At 64.0% G+C, this 16,435-nt stretch carries 15 protein-coding genes; 1 reads left to right on the top strand and 14 read right to left on the bottom strand.

Features of this window, described 5'->3' with window-relative positions:
• Nucleotides 1-84: 84 nt before the first annotated feature.
• Entirely contained in the window at nucleotides 85-708 is a 624-nt protein-coding gene (locus tag DV532_RS12915) for a LysE family translocator (RefSeq protein WP_056804095.1), read from the top strand.
• On the opposite strand, the gene DV532_RS12910 is transcribed toward DV532_RS12915, so the two are convergent.
• The 14 genes from DV532_RS12910 to DV532_RS12845 all read right to left on the bottom strand — a co-directional run bounded on the left by DV532_RS12910 (nucleotide 705) and on the right by DV532_RS12845 (nucleotide 16,381).
• Nucleotides 705-3,131, bottom strand: a complete 2,427-nt coding sequence (locus tag DV532_RS12910; RefSeq protein WP_056804098.1) for an autotransporter outer membrane beta-barrel domain-containing protein — start codon at nucleotides 3,129-3,131, stop codon at nucleotides 705-707. The two genes, DV532_RS12915 and DV532_RS12910, sit on opposite strands and share 4 nt — an antisense overlap.
• 134 nt (nucleotides 3,132-3,265) lie before the next feature.
• Nucleotides 3,266-3,541, bottom strand: a complete 276-nt coding sequence (locus DV532_RS12905; RefSeq protein WP_056804101.1) for a peptidylprolyl isomerase — start codon at nucleotides 3,539-3,541, stop codon at nucleotides 3,266-3,268.
• A 127-nt stretch (nucleotides 3,542-3,668) separates the two neighbouring features.
• Complete coding sequence (eco, locus tag DV532_RS12900) at nucleotides 3,669-4,148, bottom strand: serine protease inhibitor ecotin (protein WP_056804104.1); 480 nt, start codon at nucleotides 4,146-4,148, stop codon at nucleotides 3,669-3,671.
• A 55-nt stretch (nucleotides 4,149-4,203) separates the two neighbouring features.
• On the bottom strand, nucleotides 4,204-4,974 hold the full coding sequence (gene hbdH, locus DV532_RS12895; protein WP_056804108.1) for a 3-hydroxybutyrate dehydrogenase: 771 nt from the start codon (nucleotides 4,972-4,974) through the stop codon (nucleotides 4,204-4,206).
• A gap of 10 nt (nucleotides 4,975-4,984) precedes the next feature.
• Nucleotides 4,985-6,376, bottom strand: coding sequence for a GntP family permease (locus DV532_RS12890; protein ID WP_056804110.1), 1,392 nt, complete (start codon nucleotides 6,374-6,376; stop codon nucleotides 4,985-4,987).
• A 220-nt stretch (nucleotides 6,377-6,596) separates the two neighbouring features.
• Nucleotides 6,597-7,991, bottom strand: a complete 1,395-nt coding sequence (locus tag DV532_RS12885) for a sigma-54-dependent Fis family transcriptional regulator (RefSeq protein WP_120715343.1) — start codon at nucleotides 7,989-7,991, stop codon at nucleotides 6,597-6,599.
• 76 nt (nucleotides 7,992-8,067) lie between these two features.
• On the bottom strand, nucleotides 8,068-9,084 hold the full coding sequence (locus tag DV532_RS12880) for an ABC transporter permease (protein ID WP_056804116.1): 1,017 nt from the start codon (nucleotides 9,082-9,084) through the stop codon (nucleotides 8,068-8,070).
• Complete coding sequence (locus tag DV532_RS12875) at nucleotides 9,084-10,142, bottom strand: microcin C ABC transporter permease YejB (protein ID WP_056804119.1); 1,059 nt, start codon at nucleotides 10,140-10,142, stop codon at nucleotides 9,084-9,086. Before DV532_RS12875 ends, DV532_RS12880 begins: the two co-directional genes overlap by 1 nt.
• Complete coding sequence (locus tag DV532_RS12870) at nucleotides 10,139-11,950, bottom strand: extracellular solute-binding protein (RefSeq protein ID WP_236707546.1); 1,812 nt, start codon at nucleotides 11,948-11,950, stop codon at nucleotides 10,139-10,141. Before DV532_RS12870 ends, DV532_RS12875 begins: the two co-directional genes overlap by 4 nt.
• A 126-nt stretch (nucleotides 11,951-12,076) precedes the next feature.
• Nucleotides 12,077-12,358, bottom strand: coding sequence for a peptidylprolyl isomerase (locus tag DV532_RS12865; RefSeq protein ID WP_056804125.1), 282 nt, complete (start codon nucleotides 12,356-12,358; stop codon nucleotides 12,077-12,079).
• A gap of 81 nt (nucleotides 12,359-12,439) precedes the next feature.
• A complete protein-coding gene (locus DV532_RS12860; protein WP_056804126.1) occupies nucleotides 12,440-13,501 on the bottom strand; it encodes a 3-deoxy-7-phosphoheptulonate synthase in 1,062 nt (353 codons plus the stop codon).
• 552 nt (nucleotides 13,502-14,053) lie between these two features.
• Nucleotides 14,054-14,605 (bottom strand): YbhB/YbcL family Raf kinase inhibitor-like protein, encoded by a 552-nt coding sequence (locus tag DV532_RS12855; protein WP_056804129.1) that lies wholly within the window; start codon nucleotides 14,603-14,605, stop codon nucleotides 14,054-14,056.
• 47 nt (nucleotides 14,606-14,652) lie between these two features.
• Nucleotides 14,653-14,973: a hypothetical protein gene (locus DV532_RS12850; RefSeq protein WP_056804132.1), complete on the bottom strand. Its 321-nt coding sequence runs from the start codon at nucleotides 14,971-14,973 to the stop codon at nucleotides 14,653-14,655.
• A gap of 112 nt (nucleotides 14,974-15,085) precedes the next feature.
• Nucleotides 15,086-16,381, bottom strand: a complete 1,296-nt coding sequence (locus DV532_RS12845; protein WP_056804135.1) for an MFS transporter — start codon at nucleotides 16,379-16,381, stop codon at nucleotides 15,086-15,088.
• Between the last annotated feature and the right edge of the window lie 54 nt (nucleotides 16,382-16,435).

Raw genomic sequence — 16,435 nt, 5'->3', positions numbered from 1 at the left:
ATACAGTTTTTTCCCCTGGCTGTAGCTTGACCGTAAGGCATGTGACACGCCGAAATAGACGCCTGTTGCCAAAGGAAAACAACAATGGACCTTTCAAGCCTGCTGCTTTTCATCCCCGCCTGCTTTGCCCTGAACATGGCACCAGGGCCGAATAATCTGCTGTCGCTGCACAATGCCAGCCGCTATGGCCTGCGTACGGCGTGCGTAGCGGGTGGCGGGCGCCTCGTCGCCTTCAGCGGCATGATCGCCCTGGCGGCCTTGGGCCTGGCCGTGGTACTGCACACCAGCGAATACCTGTTCCTGGCTATCAAGGTGGTGGGGGCGGCGTACCTGTTCTACATCGCCTGGCAGCTGTGGCGTGCACCGGTGGGTGAGGCGCTGGTGGCTGCTGATCATCCGCGAGGCACCTGGCGCCTGGCGCGTCAGGAGTTTTGGGTGGCAGCCGGCAACCCGAAGGCGATCCTGATTTTCACTGCTTTCTTGCCGCAGTTCGTCTCGGTCGGCAGCGCCACCCCGGTGAGTGAGCAGTTCCTCTGGCTGGGGGTGTTGTTCCTGCTGCTGGAGTGGGCGGCCATCGCCATCTACGCCGGCCTTGGCGCCTACCTGCAGCGCTGGTTCAGCCAGCCCGGGCCGCGTCGGCTGTTCAACCGGGTCAGTGCCTCTTTGCTGGGCTGCGCCGGCCTCGGTCTGCTGGCTGCGCGGCGCTAAAACTGCAAATGCAAGCCAATGACACCGCCGCTGGCTTCCTGCTGGCGGCTGTCCAGGTTGGTGGTGTACTGCACGCCGCCATGCAGGCTCAGCGCTTCGTTGACCTGCGCCACCACGCCGCCCTCAAACTGTACTGAGGTGTAGCGGTAGTCGGTGTTGATCTTGTCGACGTCATCGAAGGTCAAGGTGTCGCGGCCACCGTCGCCGTGCCACAGGTTGATCTGCGCGTAGGGCTGCAACAGGCGCCCGCTGGTCCCGCTGAAAGTACCCTCAAGTCGCACCCCCAGGCGGCCGGTCAGCTCTACCTGCGCATCGTGGCTGATACGCGAGACGCTGTCGCTGGCGGTGTCGAGCGAGACCTGTTGCGCGATCAGCTGGGCTTGCGGCTCCAGGCTCCAGCGTTCGGACAGCGCGATGGGGTTGCCAGACTCCAGCGAAGCAGCCCAGGCGTAGCCGTCGAGATCCAGTTTGTCACCCCGGCTCGAGCGCGCCCGGCCATCAAGGTCGGTGTACTGCAGCACCGCATCGAGGTACGCACCCTGTGGCCCGACCAGTGTCCAGTAGGCGCCGGCGCTGTCGCCATCGAGCCGCAAGTCACCGACGCTGCGATCCTCCATGGCCAGGGCGAAGCCTTTGACGTCGGCGTCCAGGCGGCTGTGGCTGACATAGACACCGACATGCTGACGGTAACCGCTGTCGGCAACCTTGGCGTAAAGGTCCTGGCCCACCTTGAAGCCGTACAAGTCGCCGTCCAAGCTCGGGCTGACCGTGCCGCTCCATTGCTGGCGCAGCGCACCGCCGTACGCCTGGCCCCAGCTGGCGGGCAGGGCGCCTTCACCTTGCAGCAACTGTTGGTCGCCTTGGCGCTGGTGGAATGTGCCCAAGGCCTGGCGGGCAATGATCGCCGCGCCCCGGGGGGCAGCGGCATAGACCGGAACTTCCGGGCGATACAGTGGCAGGCTTTCGCCCTGGACCGGTGCGGGCAGGTCGACCTGGCCGGGGGCAGGCGCCGCTACCGGAGGGGTTGCTGCCGGGGCGATCACGGGGGGCTCGCCGGGTTGCGTGGGTTGTGTCGGCGTTCCGGGTAGTGGAACAGTGGCCGGAGCGGGGGCCGCGACCAGGGTCGAACGCAGGTACCAGCTGTTTTCGCTGCCAGCCGTTACCCCACCTTTGAACAACCGGTAGTCATAGGCGCCCACCGATAGGGTCTGGGTCTGCACAAAGGCGGTAGCGGTGCTGATGGCGCCGTCACGGGCCTCAACGACCTGGATACCGTTCTGTGCCGTGGCTGCACCCGCGCCACCGAGGTTGTTGATGTGCAACAGGGTGGCGCCGCTGATGGTGCCTTGGCTGACCACCAGGCGGTCAGAGGCGGCGTTATCCCCGGCGAGCACGCTGTTCAGACGTAGCGTGCCGTTGTCGCCCGTGTAATCACCCTGGATGCTCAGGCGGCCCTTTGCATCGTTGCCACGGCTCAGGTCGATGGTGCCGGCGTTTCTAACCGACACCTTGTTGCCACGCTGGATGCTGATAATGCTGCCCTGGCGGCTGATCAATGTGCTGGACGCATCGATCTGCAGGCTACCGGTACCCGTGGCGGCGATGGGCCGCGACTGGTCGGCGCCGAGGTCACCCAAGGTCAAGGTGTCGTTGAGGGTGAACGCGCTGCCTTGAGCCAGGTTGATGGACTCCCAGTTGAGGTACAAGGCGCCTTGGCCGACTCGGGCCTGCTCGAACGTAAGCGTGTCGGTGCCGGTACCGCCGTCCATGGGCACTGTCGATTGGCTGAGGTCGAGCGTGCTGACGGTGGCGGTGTCATTGTCATTGCCTAGGTCAACCCGGCCTCCGATGCTACCGCCCGACCATTTGAAAACATCCTTACCCGCGCTGGCCAGGACGCTGCCTATCAACGTGCCGTCGTTGATCCAGATGATGTCCATGCCGCCGCTGGTGCTGAGGTTGCCGCCAATGGTGCCACCCAGGATGAAGAAAATGTCGTTGCCAAAACCACTGACCACGTTGCCAATGACCACAGCACTGACGCCGAGCTGCTCGGACATCTCAAAGTAATTATCAGCCAGCTTCAGGTCTACTCGGCCAATGCTGCCGCCTTTGAACCAGGCGGTGTCACCATCTTCAAACGCTCCGGTGATGGTCCCGCCGGTCATGACGAACACGTCCATGTCACCGCCTTGATTCAACGTTTCTAGCGTACCGCCACTCATGGTGTACCTGTCTCTGCCATTGCCTTGCTGCAATGACTGAACCGTCCCGCCACTGATGGTGAACTCGTCGTCAGCGTCGGTTTGGACGACGGCGCCCAGGTTGTCAGGCGGTGAAACCGTTAAGGATTGCGAATGAGCCAGCAACGGCAGTGTGAGCAGGGGGAGTGCAACCGGCAACAGCAGGCGAGGGCAGCGCATAGGCAGGTGTCCGTGTTGTTTAACGGGTCCACTACCTGAAGCGACGCTGGTGCAGGCCGCTTCGGCCCTGCCTGAGTTGTATGTAATGCGTGAGGGCGGGACAACTGGCAAAAATGCTAGGTGGCCCTTGGCTATTAGTCGCGATAGAAGGTTTGCACCAGGTGATAGCCAAACTTGCTCTTGATTGGCCCGTGCACCACGCGCAGAGGCTTTTTGAAAATGACCTGGTCGATGGCGCCGACCATTTGGCCTGGGCGGACCTCGCCCAGGTCGCCACCACGCTTGCCCGAAGGGCAGGTGGAGAACTTTTTCGCGAGCACATCGAAAGCTTCGCCGTTGGTGATGCGCTGCTTGAGCTTTTCGGCTTCGTCAGCGGTCTTGACCAGGATGTGGCGAGCTTGGGCTTTCATGGGGTACCTGTGCTTCAGGGGCAAAAAGGACGCATTATGCCTGATTGAGCCGGGATGAGGCGATTGCGGGCGCGGCCTTGCGTCGCGAAAGGCCGCGACACGAGGCCACCCCACAGGTGAGGGCTGTTTACTCTACTTTAGCTTTTTGCACGTCCTGCGACGCGGACCAGACGCGATAGCGCACTTCGACATCCTCGGGTACATACACCACCACCGGCAGCTTGCTGTTGTAGCGCAGCATGAAGCCTTCACCGACCACCGGCACGAAGGCCTCGGTCTTCTTGCCATCGGGGCAGGCCATCAGCGTGCTGGCCGGGCCGTTGACCTTGTCCAGGCGGTAGTAGCTGTAGCCCCAGCCTTGCAGGGTCCGTTGCTCCAGGCTGCCGCCCAGGCGCTGGCGGTTGCAGTCTACCAGCAGGGTCTTGCCGGCGAGGATTTCCAGTTGATAGGCCGATTCATCGGCCTGGGCCGGCAGGTGGATGACCTGTCGGCTGAAGCCTTTTTCCGCCTCAGGGTAGGGCGCGATGTCTTTCAGGCTGGCAGCTGACGCTTGCGCGGCAGCCGCCAGGGTCAGGGCCAGAATCGCGGTGATTGGGGTTGGGCGCATAGGGCCTCCTTGCAGATAAACGAATGCAAGACCGCCGCCAGGCCCAAGCTAGCCGTTATTGGGCCAACCAGCCACCATCGACGTTCCAGGCGGCACCGCGAACCTGGCTACCGGCCTCGCTGCACAGGAATAGTACCAGCTCACCCAAATGTTCGGGGGTGACGAAGGCAAGCGACGGTTGCTTTTCTGCCAGCAGATCGTGTTGCGCTTGCAGCGGATCACTGCCGTTGGCTGCACGATCGTCGATCTGCTTCTGCACCAGCGGAGTCAGCACCCACCCCGGGCAAATGGCATTGCAAGTGACGTTGCTGGTGGCGGTTTCCAGGCCCACCACCTTGGTCAGCCCGACCACGCCGTGCTTGGCCGCCACATAGGCCGCCTTGCCGGTCGAGCCGACCAGGCCATGCACCGAGGCGATGTTGATGATGCGCCCCCAGTTGCGCGTGCGCATGCCGGGCAGGGCCAGGCGTGTGCCATGGAACACCGCCGACAGGTTCAGGGCAATGATCTTGTCCCAGCTTTCCAGCGGGAACTGCTCAACCGGCGCCACATGCTGGATACCGGCATTGTTGAGCAGGATGTCGACCCCGCCGAATTCGCGCTCGGCCAGGGCGAACAGCGCTTCGATCTGGGCCACGTCGGCCAGGTCGGCTGGGTGATGGATCACCTTCACCCCGTGGCGGGCGATCGCCGCGATAGCGGGGGCCGGGTCGCCAAAGCCATTGAGCACAATGTTGGCACCTGCGCGGGCCAGCACCTGGGCAATGCCCAGGCCGATGCCGCTGGTGGAACCGGTGATGAGTGCAGTTTTGCCTTTGAGGGTCATGCAAAGCTCCTTAGACGATGCCAGTGGCGTAGAACGTGGTGATGACCACGAACACCGCCAGGGTCTTGATCAGGGTAATACCGAAAATGTCCTTGTAGGCCTCACGGTGGGTCAGCCCGGTCACCGCCAGCAAGGTGATCACCGCGCCGTTGTGCGGCAGGGTGTCCATGCCGCCGCTGGCCATGGCGGCCACCCGGTGCAGCACCTCGAGCGGGATGTTGGCAGCGTTGGCGGCGGCGATGAAGCTGTCGCCCATGGCCGCCAGGGCGATGCTCATGCCGCCCGAGGCCGAGCCGGTGATGCCCGCCAGCAGGGTAACGGTGATGGCTTCGTTGACCAGCGGGTTAGGGATGCCGCGCAGGGCATCGGCCAGTACCAGGAAACCCGGCAGCGAGGCGATTACCGCACCAAAGCCGTATTCCGAGGCGGTATTCATGGCCGCCAGCAGGGCGCCGCCCACCGCGCTTTTGGTCCCTTCGGCCAGGCGTGTGCGAATGGCACCGAAGGCGCACACCAGCACCATCAGGATGCCCACCAGCAACGCCGCCTGCACCGCCCAGATGGCGGTGAGCTTGGCCACGTCGCTTTGCACCGGCGCGCTCATGCCGGGCAATTGTAGGCTGTGGCTGGGGCCGTACCACTGCGGGATCCAGTGGGTGAACAGCAGGTTCATCACCCCCACCAGCAGCAGGGGTGACAAGGCCAGCCACGGGTTGGGCAAGGCCAGGTCGGCGGCGGTTTCGGGTTCGTTGCGCAAGTTGCTGCCATAGCCTTCAGCGGCACGTTGGGCCTTGTTGCGCTGGCGTTGCAGGTACGCCATGCCTACGCAAAACACGAACAGCGTGCCGATCAGGCCCAGCCAAGGCGCGGCCCAGGCGGTGGTGTTGAAGAAAGTGCTGGGGATGATGTTCTGGATTTGCGGGGTGCCGGGCAGGGCGTCCATGGTGAACGAAAACGCGCCCAGGGCGATGGTGGCCGGGATCAGGCGCTTGGGGATATTGCTTTGGCGGAACATCTCGGCGGCGAACGGGTACACCGCGAACACCACCACGAACAGCGAAACGCCGCCGTAGGTGAGCAGGGCGCAAACCAGCACGATCACCAGCATTGCTTGGCGAGTGCCGAGCACACCAATGGCGGCGGCGACGATCGAACGGGAAAAGCCGGACAGCTCGATCAGCTTGCCAAACACTGCGCCCAGCAGGAACACCGGGAAGTAGAGTTTGATGAAGCCGACCATTTTCTCCATGAACACCCCAGTGAATGCGGGGGCCACGGCGGACGGGTCGGTGAACAGTACCGCGCCGAGGGCGGCGATGGGGGCGAAGAGGATTACGCTGTAACCGCGGTAGGCCGCGAGCATCAGCAGGGCGAGCGCGGCGAGGGCGATGAGCACGGTCATCGGGGTGGGTCTCCTGGGTGAGTCTTGTTTTTATCGGTGAGCAGGAGATAGCGGGAATCGTGCCAGTTTTTAAGGTATTGATTTACATAGATATTTTGTTATTTTTTGAATTTTTGTCTCTATCTTGAGATTGCTGGGCCGCTTTGTGGCCTATCGCGACACCCAGGCCGCTCCTACAGGAACAAGCCCTGGCAGCGATCTCAGATCAGAAACATCAGTCTCAAATCGGAGACGAAATTCCCAGGGCCACCATCTTCTTGTACAAGGTCGACCGCCCCAACCCTAACGCGGCTGCAGCCTCTGGCACATTTCCTTGATGCTCAGCCAATGCCCCGGCAATCAACCTGCACTCAAATTCCGCACACGCCTCACGGTAGCTCTGCCGCACCGGTGGCGCCGCCACCGGGCTCAATGGCCCCAGTGCCGCACGCAAATCCGCAGCCCCCAGCCGCGGTTGATCCGCGAGCAAGGTGGCCCGCTCCAGCACATTGCGCAATTCGCGAATATTCCCCGGCCACGCATGCCGCGCCAGCAACTGCTGCGCTTCGGCTTCCAGCTCGTACTGGCTGCCCAGTTCACCCAGGATGGCCTCGCACAGCGCTGGCAGGTCCTCCAGGCGTTGCCGCAGCGGCGGCACCTCGATCGGCAGTACGTTCAGCCGGTAATACAGGTCGGCGCGGAACGCCCCGCGGGCGATGGCGGCGGGCAGGTCGATGGAGGTGGCGGCAATGACGCGCACATCGCTGCGTAGCATCTGGTTCGAGCCTACCGGCTCGTATTCCTTTTCTTGCAGTACCCGCAACAGCTTGCTCTGCAGGGCCAGCGGCATGTCGCCGATCTCGTCGAGAAACAGCGTGCCACCCTCGGCCAGTTGCAGCTTGCCGCTGCGGCCCTTGCGGTCGGCGCCGGTAAAGGCGCCGGGGGCGGTGCCGAAGAATTCAGCTTCCAGCAGCGTCTCGGGAATGGCCGCGCTGTTGATGCTGACAAACGCCTTGTGCGCGCGTGCCGACGCGGCGTGGATGGCGTGGGCCAGCAGCTCTTTGCCGGTGCCGGTTTCGCCTAGCAGCAACACCGGTGAATCACTGCTGGCGCCACGCCGGGCGCGGCGTTTGGCCTCCAGGCTGGCAGCGCTGCTGCCGACAAATTGGGCAAAGCTGTATTTGGCTTGGCGAGCCCGCAACTGCGAGCGGGTCGAGGCCAGTTCTTGCTGCATGCTGGAGTAGCGTTTTAGCAGCGGCGACAGGCTGCGCAGTTCATCGAACAGGGCAAAGCCGATGGCGCCAATCAGTGCACCCCGGTCGTCATGGATGGGCAGGCGCATGACCACCAGTGGCTCGTTCGGGGTATCGAGCATGTCCAGCAGGATCGGCCGGCCATTGCTGACCACCTCGCGCATCAGGCTGCCCGGGATCACCGCTTCGCAGGGTTGGCCGATGGCACTGGCGGCATCGGCCAGGCCAAAGCGCCGGGCGTAGCGTTCGTTCATCCAGACGATGCGTGCCTGGCGGTCGACAATGACCGTGCCTTCGCTGGACTGTTCGATGATCTCGAACAGCGAGCGGATCGCCAGTTGCCGTACCTGGGGGTAGTCCTTGAGGCTGTCGCTGTCATGCATGGGTAAACATCCTGAATCCTATAAGCAGGCCCGGCCTTTTCGCGGGCAAGCCCGCGAAAAGGCCGGGCCTGAAAACCTATCCCCTGGGGTCGAACGCCTCACGCAAGGCATCGCCGATAAACACCAGCAGCGACAAGATCACCGCCAACGCAAAGAACGCGGTAAAGCCTAGCCACGGCGCCTCCAGGTGCTGCTTGCCCTGGGTCACCAATTCACCCAGCGAGGCACTGCCAGCCGGCATGCCAAAACCAAGAAAATCCAGCGCCGTCAGGGTAGTGATCGCCCCTGTCAGCATGAACGGCACCAAGGTCAGCGTGGCATTCATGGCATTGGGCAAGATGTGCCGCAGCATCACCTGGGTGTCTGACAACCCCAGGGCTCGCGCGGCTTTCACGTACTCCAGGTTGCGCCCCCGGAGGAACTCGGCGCGCACCACGTCGACCAGGGTCAGCCAGGAGAACAGCGCCATGATTCCCAGTAGCCACCAGAAGTCCGGCTCGACGAAGCCGCTGAGGATGATCAGCAGGTACAGCACCGGCAACCCCGACCACACCTCCAGCAAGCGCTGGCCGAGCAAGTCGACCCAGCCGCCGTGGTAGCCCTGCAGGGCGCCGGCCGCCACCCCAATCAGCACGCTGACCACGGTCAGGGCAAAAGCGAACAGCAACGAGACACGCGTGCCATACAGTACCCGGGCCAGTACGTCACGGCCCTGGTCGTCGGTGCCCAGCCAGTTGCTCGCGCTTGGCGGGCTGGGGGTGGGCACTTGCAAGTCGTAGTTGGGTGTGTCGGCACTGAACGGGATGGGCGCAAACAGCATCCAGCCGCCCTGGGCTTCGATCAGTTGGCGCACATAGGCGCTGCGGTAGTCAGGCTGAAATGGCAGCTGGCCGCCGAACTGCTGCTCGCTGTAGCGCTTGAGCGCCGGCACGTACAGCTCGCCCTGGTAGCCCAGCAGCAGCGGTTTGTCATTGGCCACCAGCTCGGCACCTAGGCTTAGCAACAGAAGGCCGCCGAACAGCCACAGCGATACCCAGCCGAGGCGGTTGCGGCGAAAGCGATGCAGGCGACGGCGGACGATGGGCGAAAGCATCACTGCGCCCTCGTCGCAAAGTCGATGCGCGGGTCGAGCAAGGTGTATGACAGGTCACCGATCAGGCGGATCAGCAAGCCCGCCAGGGTGAAGATGAACAGGGTGCCGAACACCACCGGGTAGTCCCGCGATACGGCCGCTTCATAGCTCATGCGGCCCAGGCCATCGAGCGAGAAAATCACCTCGATCAGCAACGAGCCGGCGAAAAACACTGTGATCAGCGCCTGCGGCAGCCCGGCCACCACCAGTAGCATGGCATTGCGCAGCACATGGCCATACAGCACACGGCGCTCGCTAAGGCCCTTGGCCCGGGCGGTGACCACGTATTGCCGAGAAATCTCGTCAAGGAAGGCGTTTTTGGTCAGCAAGGTGAGGGTGGCGAAGCCGCCGATCACCAGCGCGCCGACCGGCAGCACCAGGTGCCAGAAGTAGTCGGCGACCTTGCCCAGCAGGCTGAGCTGGTCGAAGTCATCCGAAACCAGGCCGCGTACCGGGAACCAGTTAAGCGAGGTACCACCGGCGAACAGCACGATCAGCAGCAGGGCGAACAGGAACGAGGGCAAAGCGTAACCGATCACGATCAGCGCGCTGCTCCAGGCATCGAAGCGGCTGCCGTGGCGCACCGCCTTGCGGATGCCCAGCGGGATCGACACCAGGTAGGTGATCAGTGTGGCCCAGAAGCCCAGCGACAGGGTAACCGGTAACTTGTCGAGGATCAGGTCGGTGACCTTGGCGCCGCGAAAGAAGCTGCTGCCGAAGTCCAGCCGGGCGTACTGGCCCAGCATCAGCCACAGCCGCTCGGGGGCGGATTTGTCGAAGCCGTACTGGCGCTTGATCTCCGCGATCAGTTTTGGGTCCAGGCCACGCGTGGCGCGGGATTCACCGTGCACCACTTCAGCCCGGGCACCGGGGGCGCCGCCGCCAATACCTTGCAAGCGCGCCACGGCTTGTTCCACCGGGCCACCCGGTGCGGCCTGGACGATGGCGAAGTTGACCAGCAGGATCGCCAGCAGGGTCGGGATGATCAGCAGCAGGCGGCGCAGGATATAGGCGGTCATGGCGAGGCCTTCAGGCGTTCGGCCATTTGCGCATTGGTCAGCGCTGTGGGGCTGACTTCCCACCAGGTGTCCAGGCCCTCGTCATAAGCCGCCTGGACCTTGGGCAGGCCGAAGCGGTTCCACCAGGCGGTGGAGCTGCCCGGTGGGTAATAGTTGGGAATCCAGTAGTAGTTCCATTGCAGCACCCGGTCCAGGGCGCGGGCGTGGTGCAGCATGTCAGCCTGGGTGTCGGCGCGAACCAGGCCATCGATCAAGCGGTCCACCGCCGGGTCCTGCAGCACCATCAGGTTGCTCGAGCCGGGGTCGTGGGCGGCTGCCGAACCGAAATAGTTGTACAGCTCGGCCCCCGGCGACAGGGTGACCGGGTAGCCGGTGACGATCATGTCGTAGTCGCGGGCCATCAGGCGGTTGACGTATTGGGCCGAGTCGACGTTGCGGATGTTCAGGGTTACGCCGATTTGGGCCAGGTTGCGCTTCCATGGCAGCAGCAAGCGCTCCATGCCCGCCTGGCCGTTGAGGAAGGTGAACGCCAGCGGCGTGCCTTGGCTGTCCACCAAACGGTCGCCTTCGGGGTGCCAACCGGCTTGTTCGAGCAACGCCAATGCCTGCAACTGCTGCTTGCGGATGATCCCCGTTCCATCCGTGACCGGCGCGCTGAACACGCGGGTGAAGACTTCCTCCGGCACCTTGCCGCGCAGCGGTTCCAGCAGCTTCAACTCGCCGGCATCCGGCAGTTGGCGGGCGGCCAGTGGGGTATTGGAGAACACGCTCTGCTGGCGGATGTACATATTGCGCATCATCTGCCGGTTGCTCCACTCGAAGTCCCACAACAAGCCTAGCGCCTGGCGCACACGGCGGTCCTTGAACGGTGGCTGGTCGAGGTTGAACACGAAGCCCTGGGCGACCTGCGGCTTGGCTGGGCCCAGGTGGGCACGCTGCAGGCGGCCGTCGTCCAGTTGCGCGCCGTTGTAGCCCAGCGTGTAGGCGGTGGCGGAGAACTCGCGGTTGTAGTCGTAGCCACCACCTTTGAGCACCTGGCGCGCCACTTCGGTGTCGCCGAAGTACTCGATGCGCAGCGTGTCGAAATTGTAGCGGCCACGGCTGACCGGCAGGTTTAGCGCCCACCAAGTTGGGTCGCGCTCGAAGGTGATGCTGCGGCCATTGTCGATGCGCCCGATACGGTATGGCCCGCTGCCGACCGGTCTATCGAAGCCGGCGCCATTGGCGAAATCGCGCTGCTGCCAGTCGTGCTCGGGTAGCACCGGCAGGCTGGCGAGGTCCAGCGCCAGGGTGCGACCGTGGTCGGGTTTGAAGTCGAACCGCACGCGCTGCGGGCTTTCCACGGTAACAGCGGTCACGTCGGCGAACTGGGTACGGTACTTGAGGCTGCCCTTGCTCATCAGCAGCTCGAAGGTAAAGCGTACGTCCTCGGCGCGTACCGGCTTGCCATCAGCGAAGGTGGCACGCGGGTCGATCTCGAAACGTAGCCAGGCATCATCCGGGCCGCGCTCCATGCGCCGGGCGATCAGGCCATAGACGGTATAGGGCTCGTCGAACGAGCGAACGGCCAGCGGCGCGTAAAGCAGGCCATCGACCTCGCCGACGCCGATGCCTTTGTCGATGTACGGCAGGATATGGTCGAACTGGCCGATCTCGATGGCCGAGCGGCGCAGGATGCCGCCTTTGGGGGCGTCGGGGTTGACGTAGTCGAAATGCTGGAAGCTGGCGTGGTAGCGCGGGGCTTCGCCGTAGACGGTGAGGGCGTGGCTGGGGGCGGCGTGAGCTTCGAAGGCAAGACAAAGCAGCATCAGACAACGCAACCCCTGTAGGAGCGGGTTTACCCGCGAATGCGTCCGAGCAAGCAACCTTGTTGCCTGAGCTGACGCATTCGCGGGTAAACCCGCTCCTACAGGGGCCTTCACGGCTGCGAGGGCTTAGTCCTGGCGGCTGGTCACTTCCAGCAGGTGGTAGCCGAACTGGGTTTTCACCGGGCCTTGTACGGTGTTGAGCGGGGCGCTGAACACCACGGTGTCGAACTCCCTGACCATCTGGCCCGGGCCGAACGAGCCCAAGTCACCGCCCTGGCGGCTGGACGGGCAAGTGGAGTTGGCTTTGGCGATTTCAGCAAAGTCGGCGCCTGCTTCGATCTGGGCTTTCAGTTCGTTGCATTTATCTTCGCTGCTGACCAGGATGTGGCGGGCGGTTGCACGGGCCATGGGTACTGCTCCTTGGGGGTAAAAAAAGCAAGCCTAGCGCACTTGTTTAGGAAATGTCTCGCAAGGCTTACAACCCGCTGCCTACAGTTTTTGTGCCGCCTCGCGCAACAGGGTTTCGGTCGACGCCCAGCCCAGGCAGCCGTCGGTGATCGACACGCCGTATTTCAGCGCGCCCTTGCCCAGCGCTTGGCAGCCATCGAACAGGTGCCCTTCGATCATCACGCCAACGATCGAGCGGTCGCCGGCCAGGCGCTGCGCCAGCACATCGTTGAATACCGCCGGTTGGCGCGCCGGGTCCTTGCCGCTGTTGGCATGGCTGCAATCGACCATGATGCGCGCCTGCAGCCCAACTTTGGCCAGTGCCTGACGGGCCATGGCAATGCTGTTGGCATCGTAGTTCGGGCCGTTGTGGCCACCGCGCAGTACCAGGTGCGTGTCTGGGTTGCCCAGGGTCTCGATGATTGCCGGGTAGCCCTGCACATCCATGCCGAAGTGGCGGTGCGGGTGGGCGGCGCTGCGCATGGCGTCGCTGGCGATGGCGATACCGCCGTCGGTGCCGTTCTTGAAGCCCACCGGCAATGCCAGGCCACTGACCATTTCGCGATGGACCTGCGATTCGGTGGTGCGGGCGCCAATCGCGGCCCAGGCCAGCAGGTCATCGAAGTAGCCGGCAGCCATGGGTTGCAGCAGCTCGGTGGCAACCGGCAGGCCGCGCTCGATCATGTTCAGCATCAGCCCGCGGGACAGGGCGATACCGGCGTGCATGTCGTCACTGCCATTGAGGTGCGGGTCGTAGGCAAGGCCTTTCCAGCCGACTGTGGTGCGTGGTTTTTCGACGTAGGCGCGCATCACCAGTAGCAGCTTGTCGTCGACTTCGCGGCTGAGGGCGGCCAGGCGGTCGGCGTATTCCAGGGCCGAGCGCGGGTCGTGGATCGAGCACGGGCCAACGATCACCAGCAGGCGCGGGTCGCGGCCTTCCAGGATGTCACGAATGGCTTGGCGGTGGGCATGGACTTGCTGGGTAAGGTCGCTGGGCAGCGGCATTTGCTGCTTGAGCAGGTGCGGGCTGGGCAGGCGCTGGCTGACGGTGGCGTTGGCCGCTTGCGGCTGGGTCAGGGGCAGGGCGAGGTTGGAAGCATGCATGGCGTTTTTCCCTGGGCGGACGGCGGGTTCTGGCCCGCGTGGTCGGCCCTATCGAAGTGTTCGACAGATCGTTGAATTGCTATTGGCTGCTGCATTGCCACCTGTGGAGGACCGTACGGAGGCGGCAGGCTGGCCCGAACGGGATTGGCTAAATCGCCAGGCATAGGTGTTTGCGTAGTAATAAGTGGCGTAGTTCATGGGGCTGTCCTCAATGTGAATCGGGTTGTTCAAAGGCCTGAAAAGCAAAACCCCCGGTCGGGGAGCCGACCGGGGGTTTGAGTATTCTCATGTTCGGCGGCCCCTCGAAGGTGGGCGCCGTGTGGGTATCGGCGCCTAGTGGCTAAACCAATACCCAAAGTAATAGCTGGCAGGTGCCACGCAGCCGACAACGGCCAGCACAGGGCGCAGTGTGCGACCGGTGTGGTTGGCGTGGTTGCGGGTGTGTTTTGGCATGTTGCTCTCCAGTGAATGAGCCCGAGCTTACTTCAGTTCAACCGGGCCATTCAATGGATAAATGCTAGGGGGGCGATCATTTGTTTTGTACTAATTGGTTCAGTGGCCGTAGCGCCCGACCAGGCTCTGTGCGCCCAGCGCGTGGCCTTGCAGCAGTTGCAGCAAGCCACTGCGGTCCAAGCCTTCGGGCAGAGTGCCCAAGGGCAGGTCGGTGGCGATCAGGGTCAGTGCATAGTGGTGCGGGTTGTCGCCGGCCGGCGGGCAGGGGCCCCGGTAACTGAGCGTGCCGCGCGAGTTGCGCCCCACCGTCACACCTGGCCCGGTCAATCCGGCGCTGCCTTCCTTCAGCCCATCCTGGGCTGGGTCGATGTTGTAGGCGACCCAGTGGACCACGCCGATGCCCTTACCACCGTCCGGGTCGAACATTACCAAGGCCAGCGACTGTGTGCCGGCAGGGAGGTTGTCCCAGCTCAATTGCGGGGTGCGCTGCTCACCGGCGCCGCAGGCTGGGTCTGGGCCTACCTGTTGCAAGGCGATTACCCCGCCATCGGTGAACGACGAGGAACTGATCGACAGCGCGCCTTGGCCGGCAGCGACGGCCAAAGCGCTGCACGGCAGCAGCATGGTGAGCAGCCAGGGCTTGAGATTCATGATGAATCCTTGGCAGGGCGATGGGCGCAGTGTAGCCCAGCCCGGCCTCAATGGCTGTCCTGGTCCTCGGCAGTGCCACCGCTATGGCCGGCGCCGGAGCCGGTGGCTTCGCCGGTGCTGTTGGAGCCTCCGGCGGCGCCGTCTGCGGCGTCGCTGTTACTGCCAGTGTCGCTGCTGTCGTTGCCTTTACTGCTGCCGGGGCTGTTGACGCTGCTGCCTTCACCAGCGGTCTTGCCGCCAGACTGGTCGGTTTGCGGGCGGCTGTCGGTGTTGGTGTCAGGGGTGGTGTAAGTGGCGGCGAAGCTGGTGCCAGTGAGGGTGGCCAGGGCGAGCACCAGGCACAGTGAGAGCGGGCGAATGCGGATCATGGAACGTCTCCTTTGCGGATGATCTGTCATTCGTTGGGCTGGGGGCGGGCTGTGGGGTGCCGCCTGGGCGACGAGTGGTAACGGCGGCGGGGCCGCGCAGCGGCCCCTTGGCTTAGTACGTTTCGTTACGGCTAGCCTGCACAGGCTCGGTAGGCTCCAGCGGTGGGTGCTCCTGCGCCGCATGCATCAGGTCTTCAGTCACCCGCAGCTCGGCACCGGTCGGCGAGAACGTGGTCGAAGCGGTGAACGGCGCCGGGTGCTCCGCCGCCGGGCGCTTGCCACGGCGCCACAGGAAGAAGCACACCATGGCCAAGTTGACCACGGCAAACGCCCAAAACAAACCGGCCTCGCCAAACTCGGTCATCATCGGCGAAATGGCCACCGGTGCCATGGCCGAGCCCAGCGAGTTGATCAGCAGCAAGCCCTGAATCATCGGCACCAGCGCATCGGAGGGGGCCCGGTCGGCCGCGTGGCTGACCGCCACCGGGTACAGGGTGAACACGCCACCGCCCAGCAGGAACAACATGGCCGGCAGCAAGAACGAGTCCGATGGCAGGAAAGCCGTGACCAGCGACAGCACCACGCACAGCGCGGCCAGGGCAATCAGTACATCCTGGCGGTCCTTGCGGTCGGACCAGCGCCCGACGGGGTATTGCAGCAGCATGGCACCCAGGATCACCCACGCCATCATGTTGCCGACCTCGCCCACGTCCAGGCCAATGCGCTGCAGGTACAGCGGCAGCAGGGCATAGATGCCGGCAATGGCCACACCCGAGCCGAAGCAGCCGACCAGGCCCGACGGTGCCACGCCCAGCAACTGGCGCGGCTTGAGCGGTTCGACCTGGTCCAGCAGCGGCGACACCCGTGGCAGAATCACGATCGGCAACACCGACAGGGCGGCCAGCACACCAGCCAGCATGAAGGGGGCGGTGTCGCCCAACTGAGTGATTTCGCCAAGGCCGGCCTGGGCAATCACCCCGGCGCCGTAGAAGGCGATCATGTACAGCGCCAGCAAGCGGCCGCGAATCTTGGCGTCACCGGCCAGCAGCAACCAGCTCTCGATCACCAGGAACACGCCCACCGCTGCCCAGCCGTTGATCAGGCGCAGCACCGACCACCAGGTAACGTCGTAGAACAAGCCTTGCAGCAGGATGGTTACCGCGATCAGCGAGGCGAAACTGGTGTAGGCGCGGATATGGCCGATGCGCAGGATCAGCCGATCATTGAAGATGGCACCCAGGGTCAGGCCGAGGAAGTAGGTGGAGGAGACGACACCGATGGTGGTGGCTGACTCGCCGGCAGCGCCCAGGCGCAAGGTGGTAAGGGAAGACATGAAGCCGTTGCCCAGGGCAATGATGAACAGCCCGAGCAGGGGCGCCAGCGCCATGGCCAGCAAACGCGGAGACATAGGTACCTCTGGTTGGATGAGCGGGATCAGCGCCTTCTCGGACGCGCACACCGG

Origin of the sequence: Pseudomonas sp. Leaf58 (assembly GCF_003627215.1) — a bacterium.
Lineage (GTDB): Bacteria > Pseudomonadota > Gammaproteobacteria > Pseudomonadales > Pseudomonadaceae > Aquipseudomonas.
Note: the sequence above shows the minus strand (reverse complement) of the source record. Positions and strands in the feature narration are given on the sequence as shown.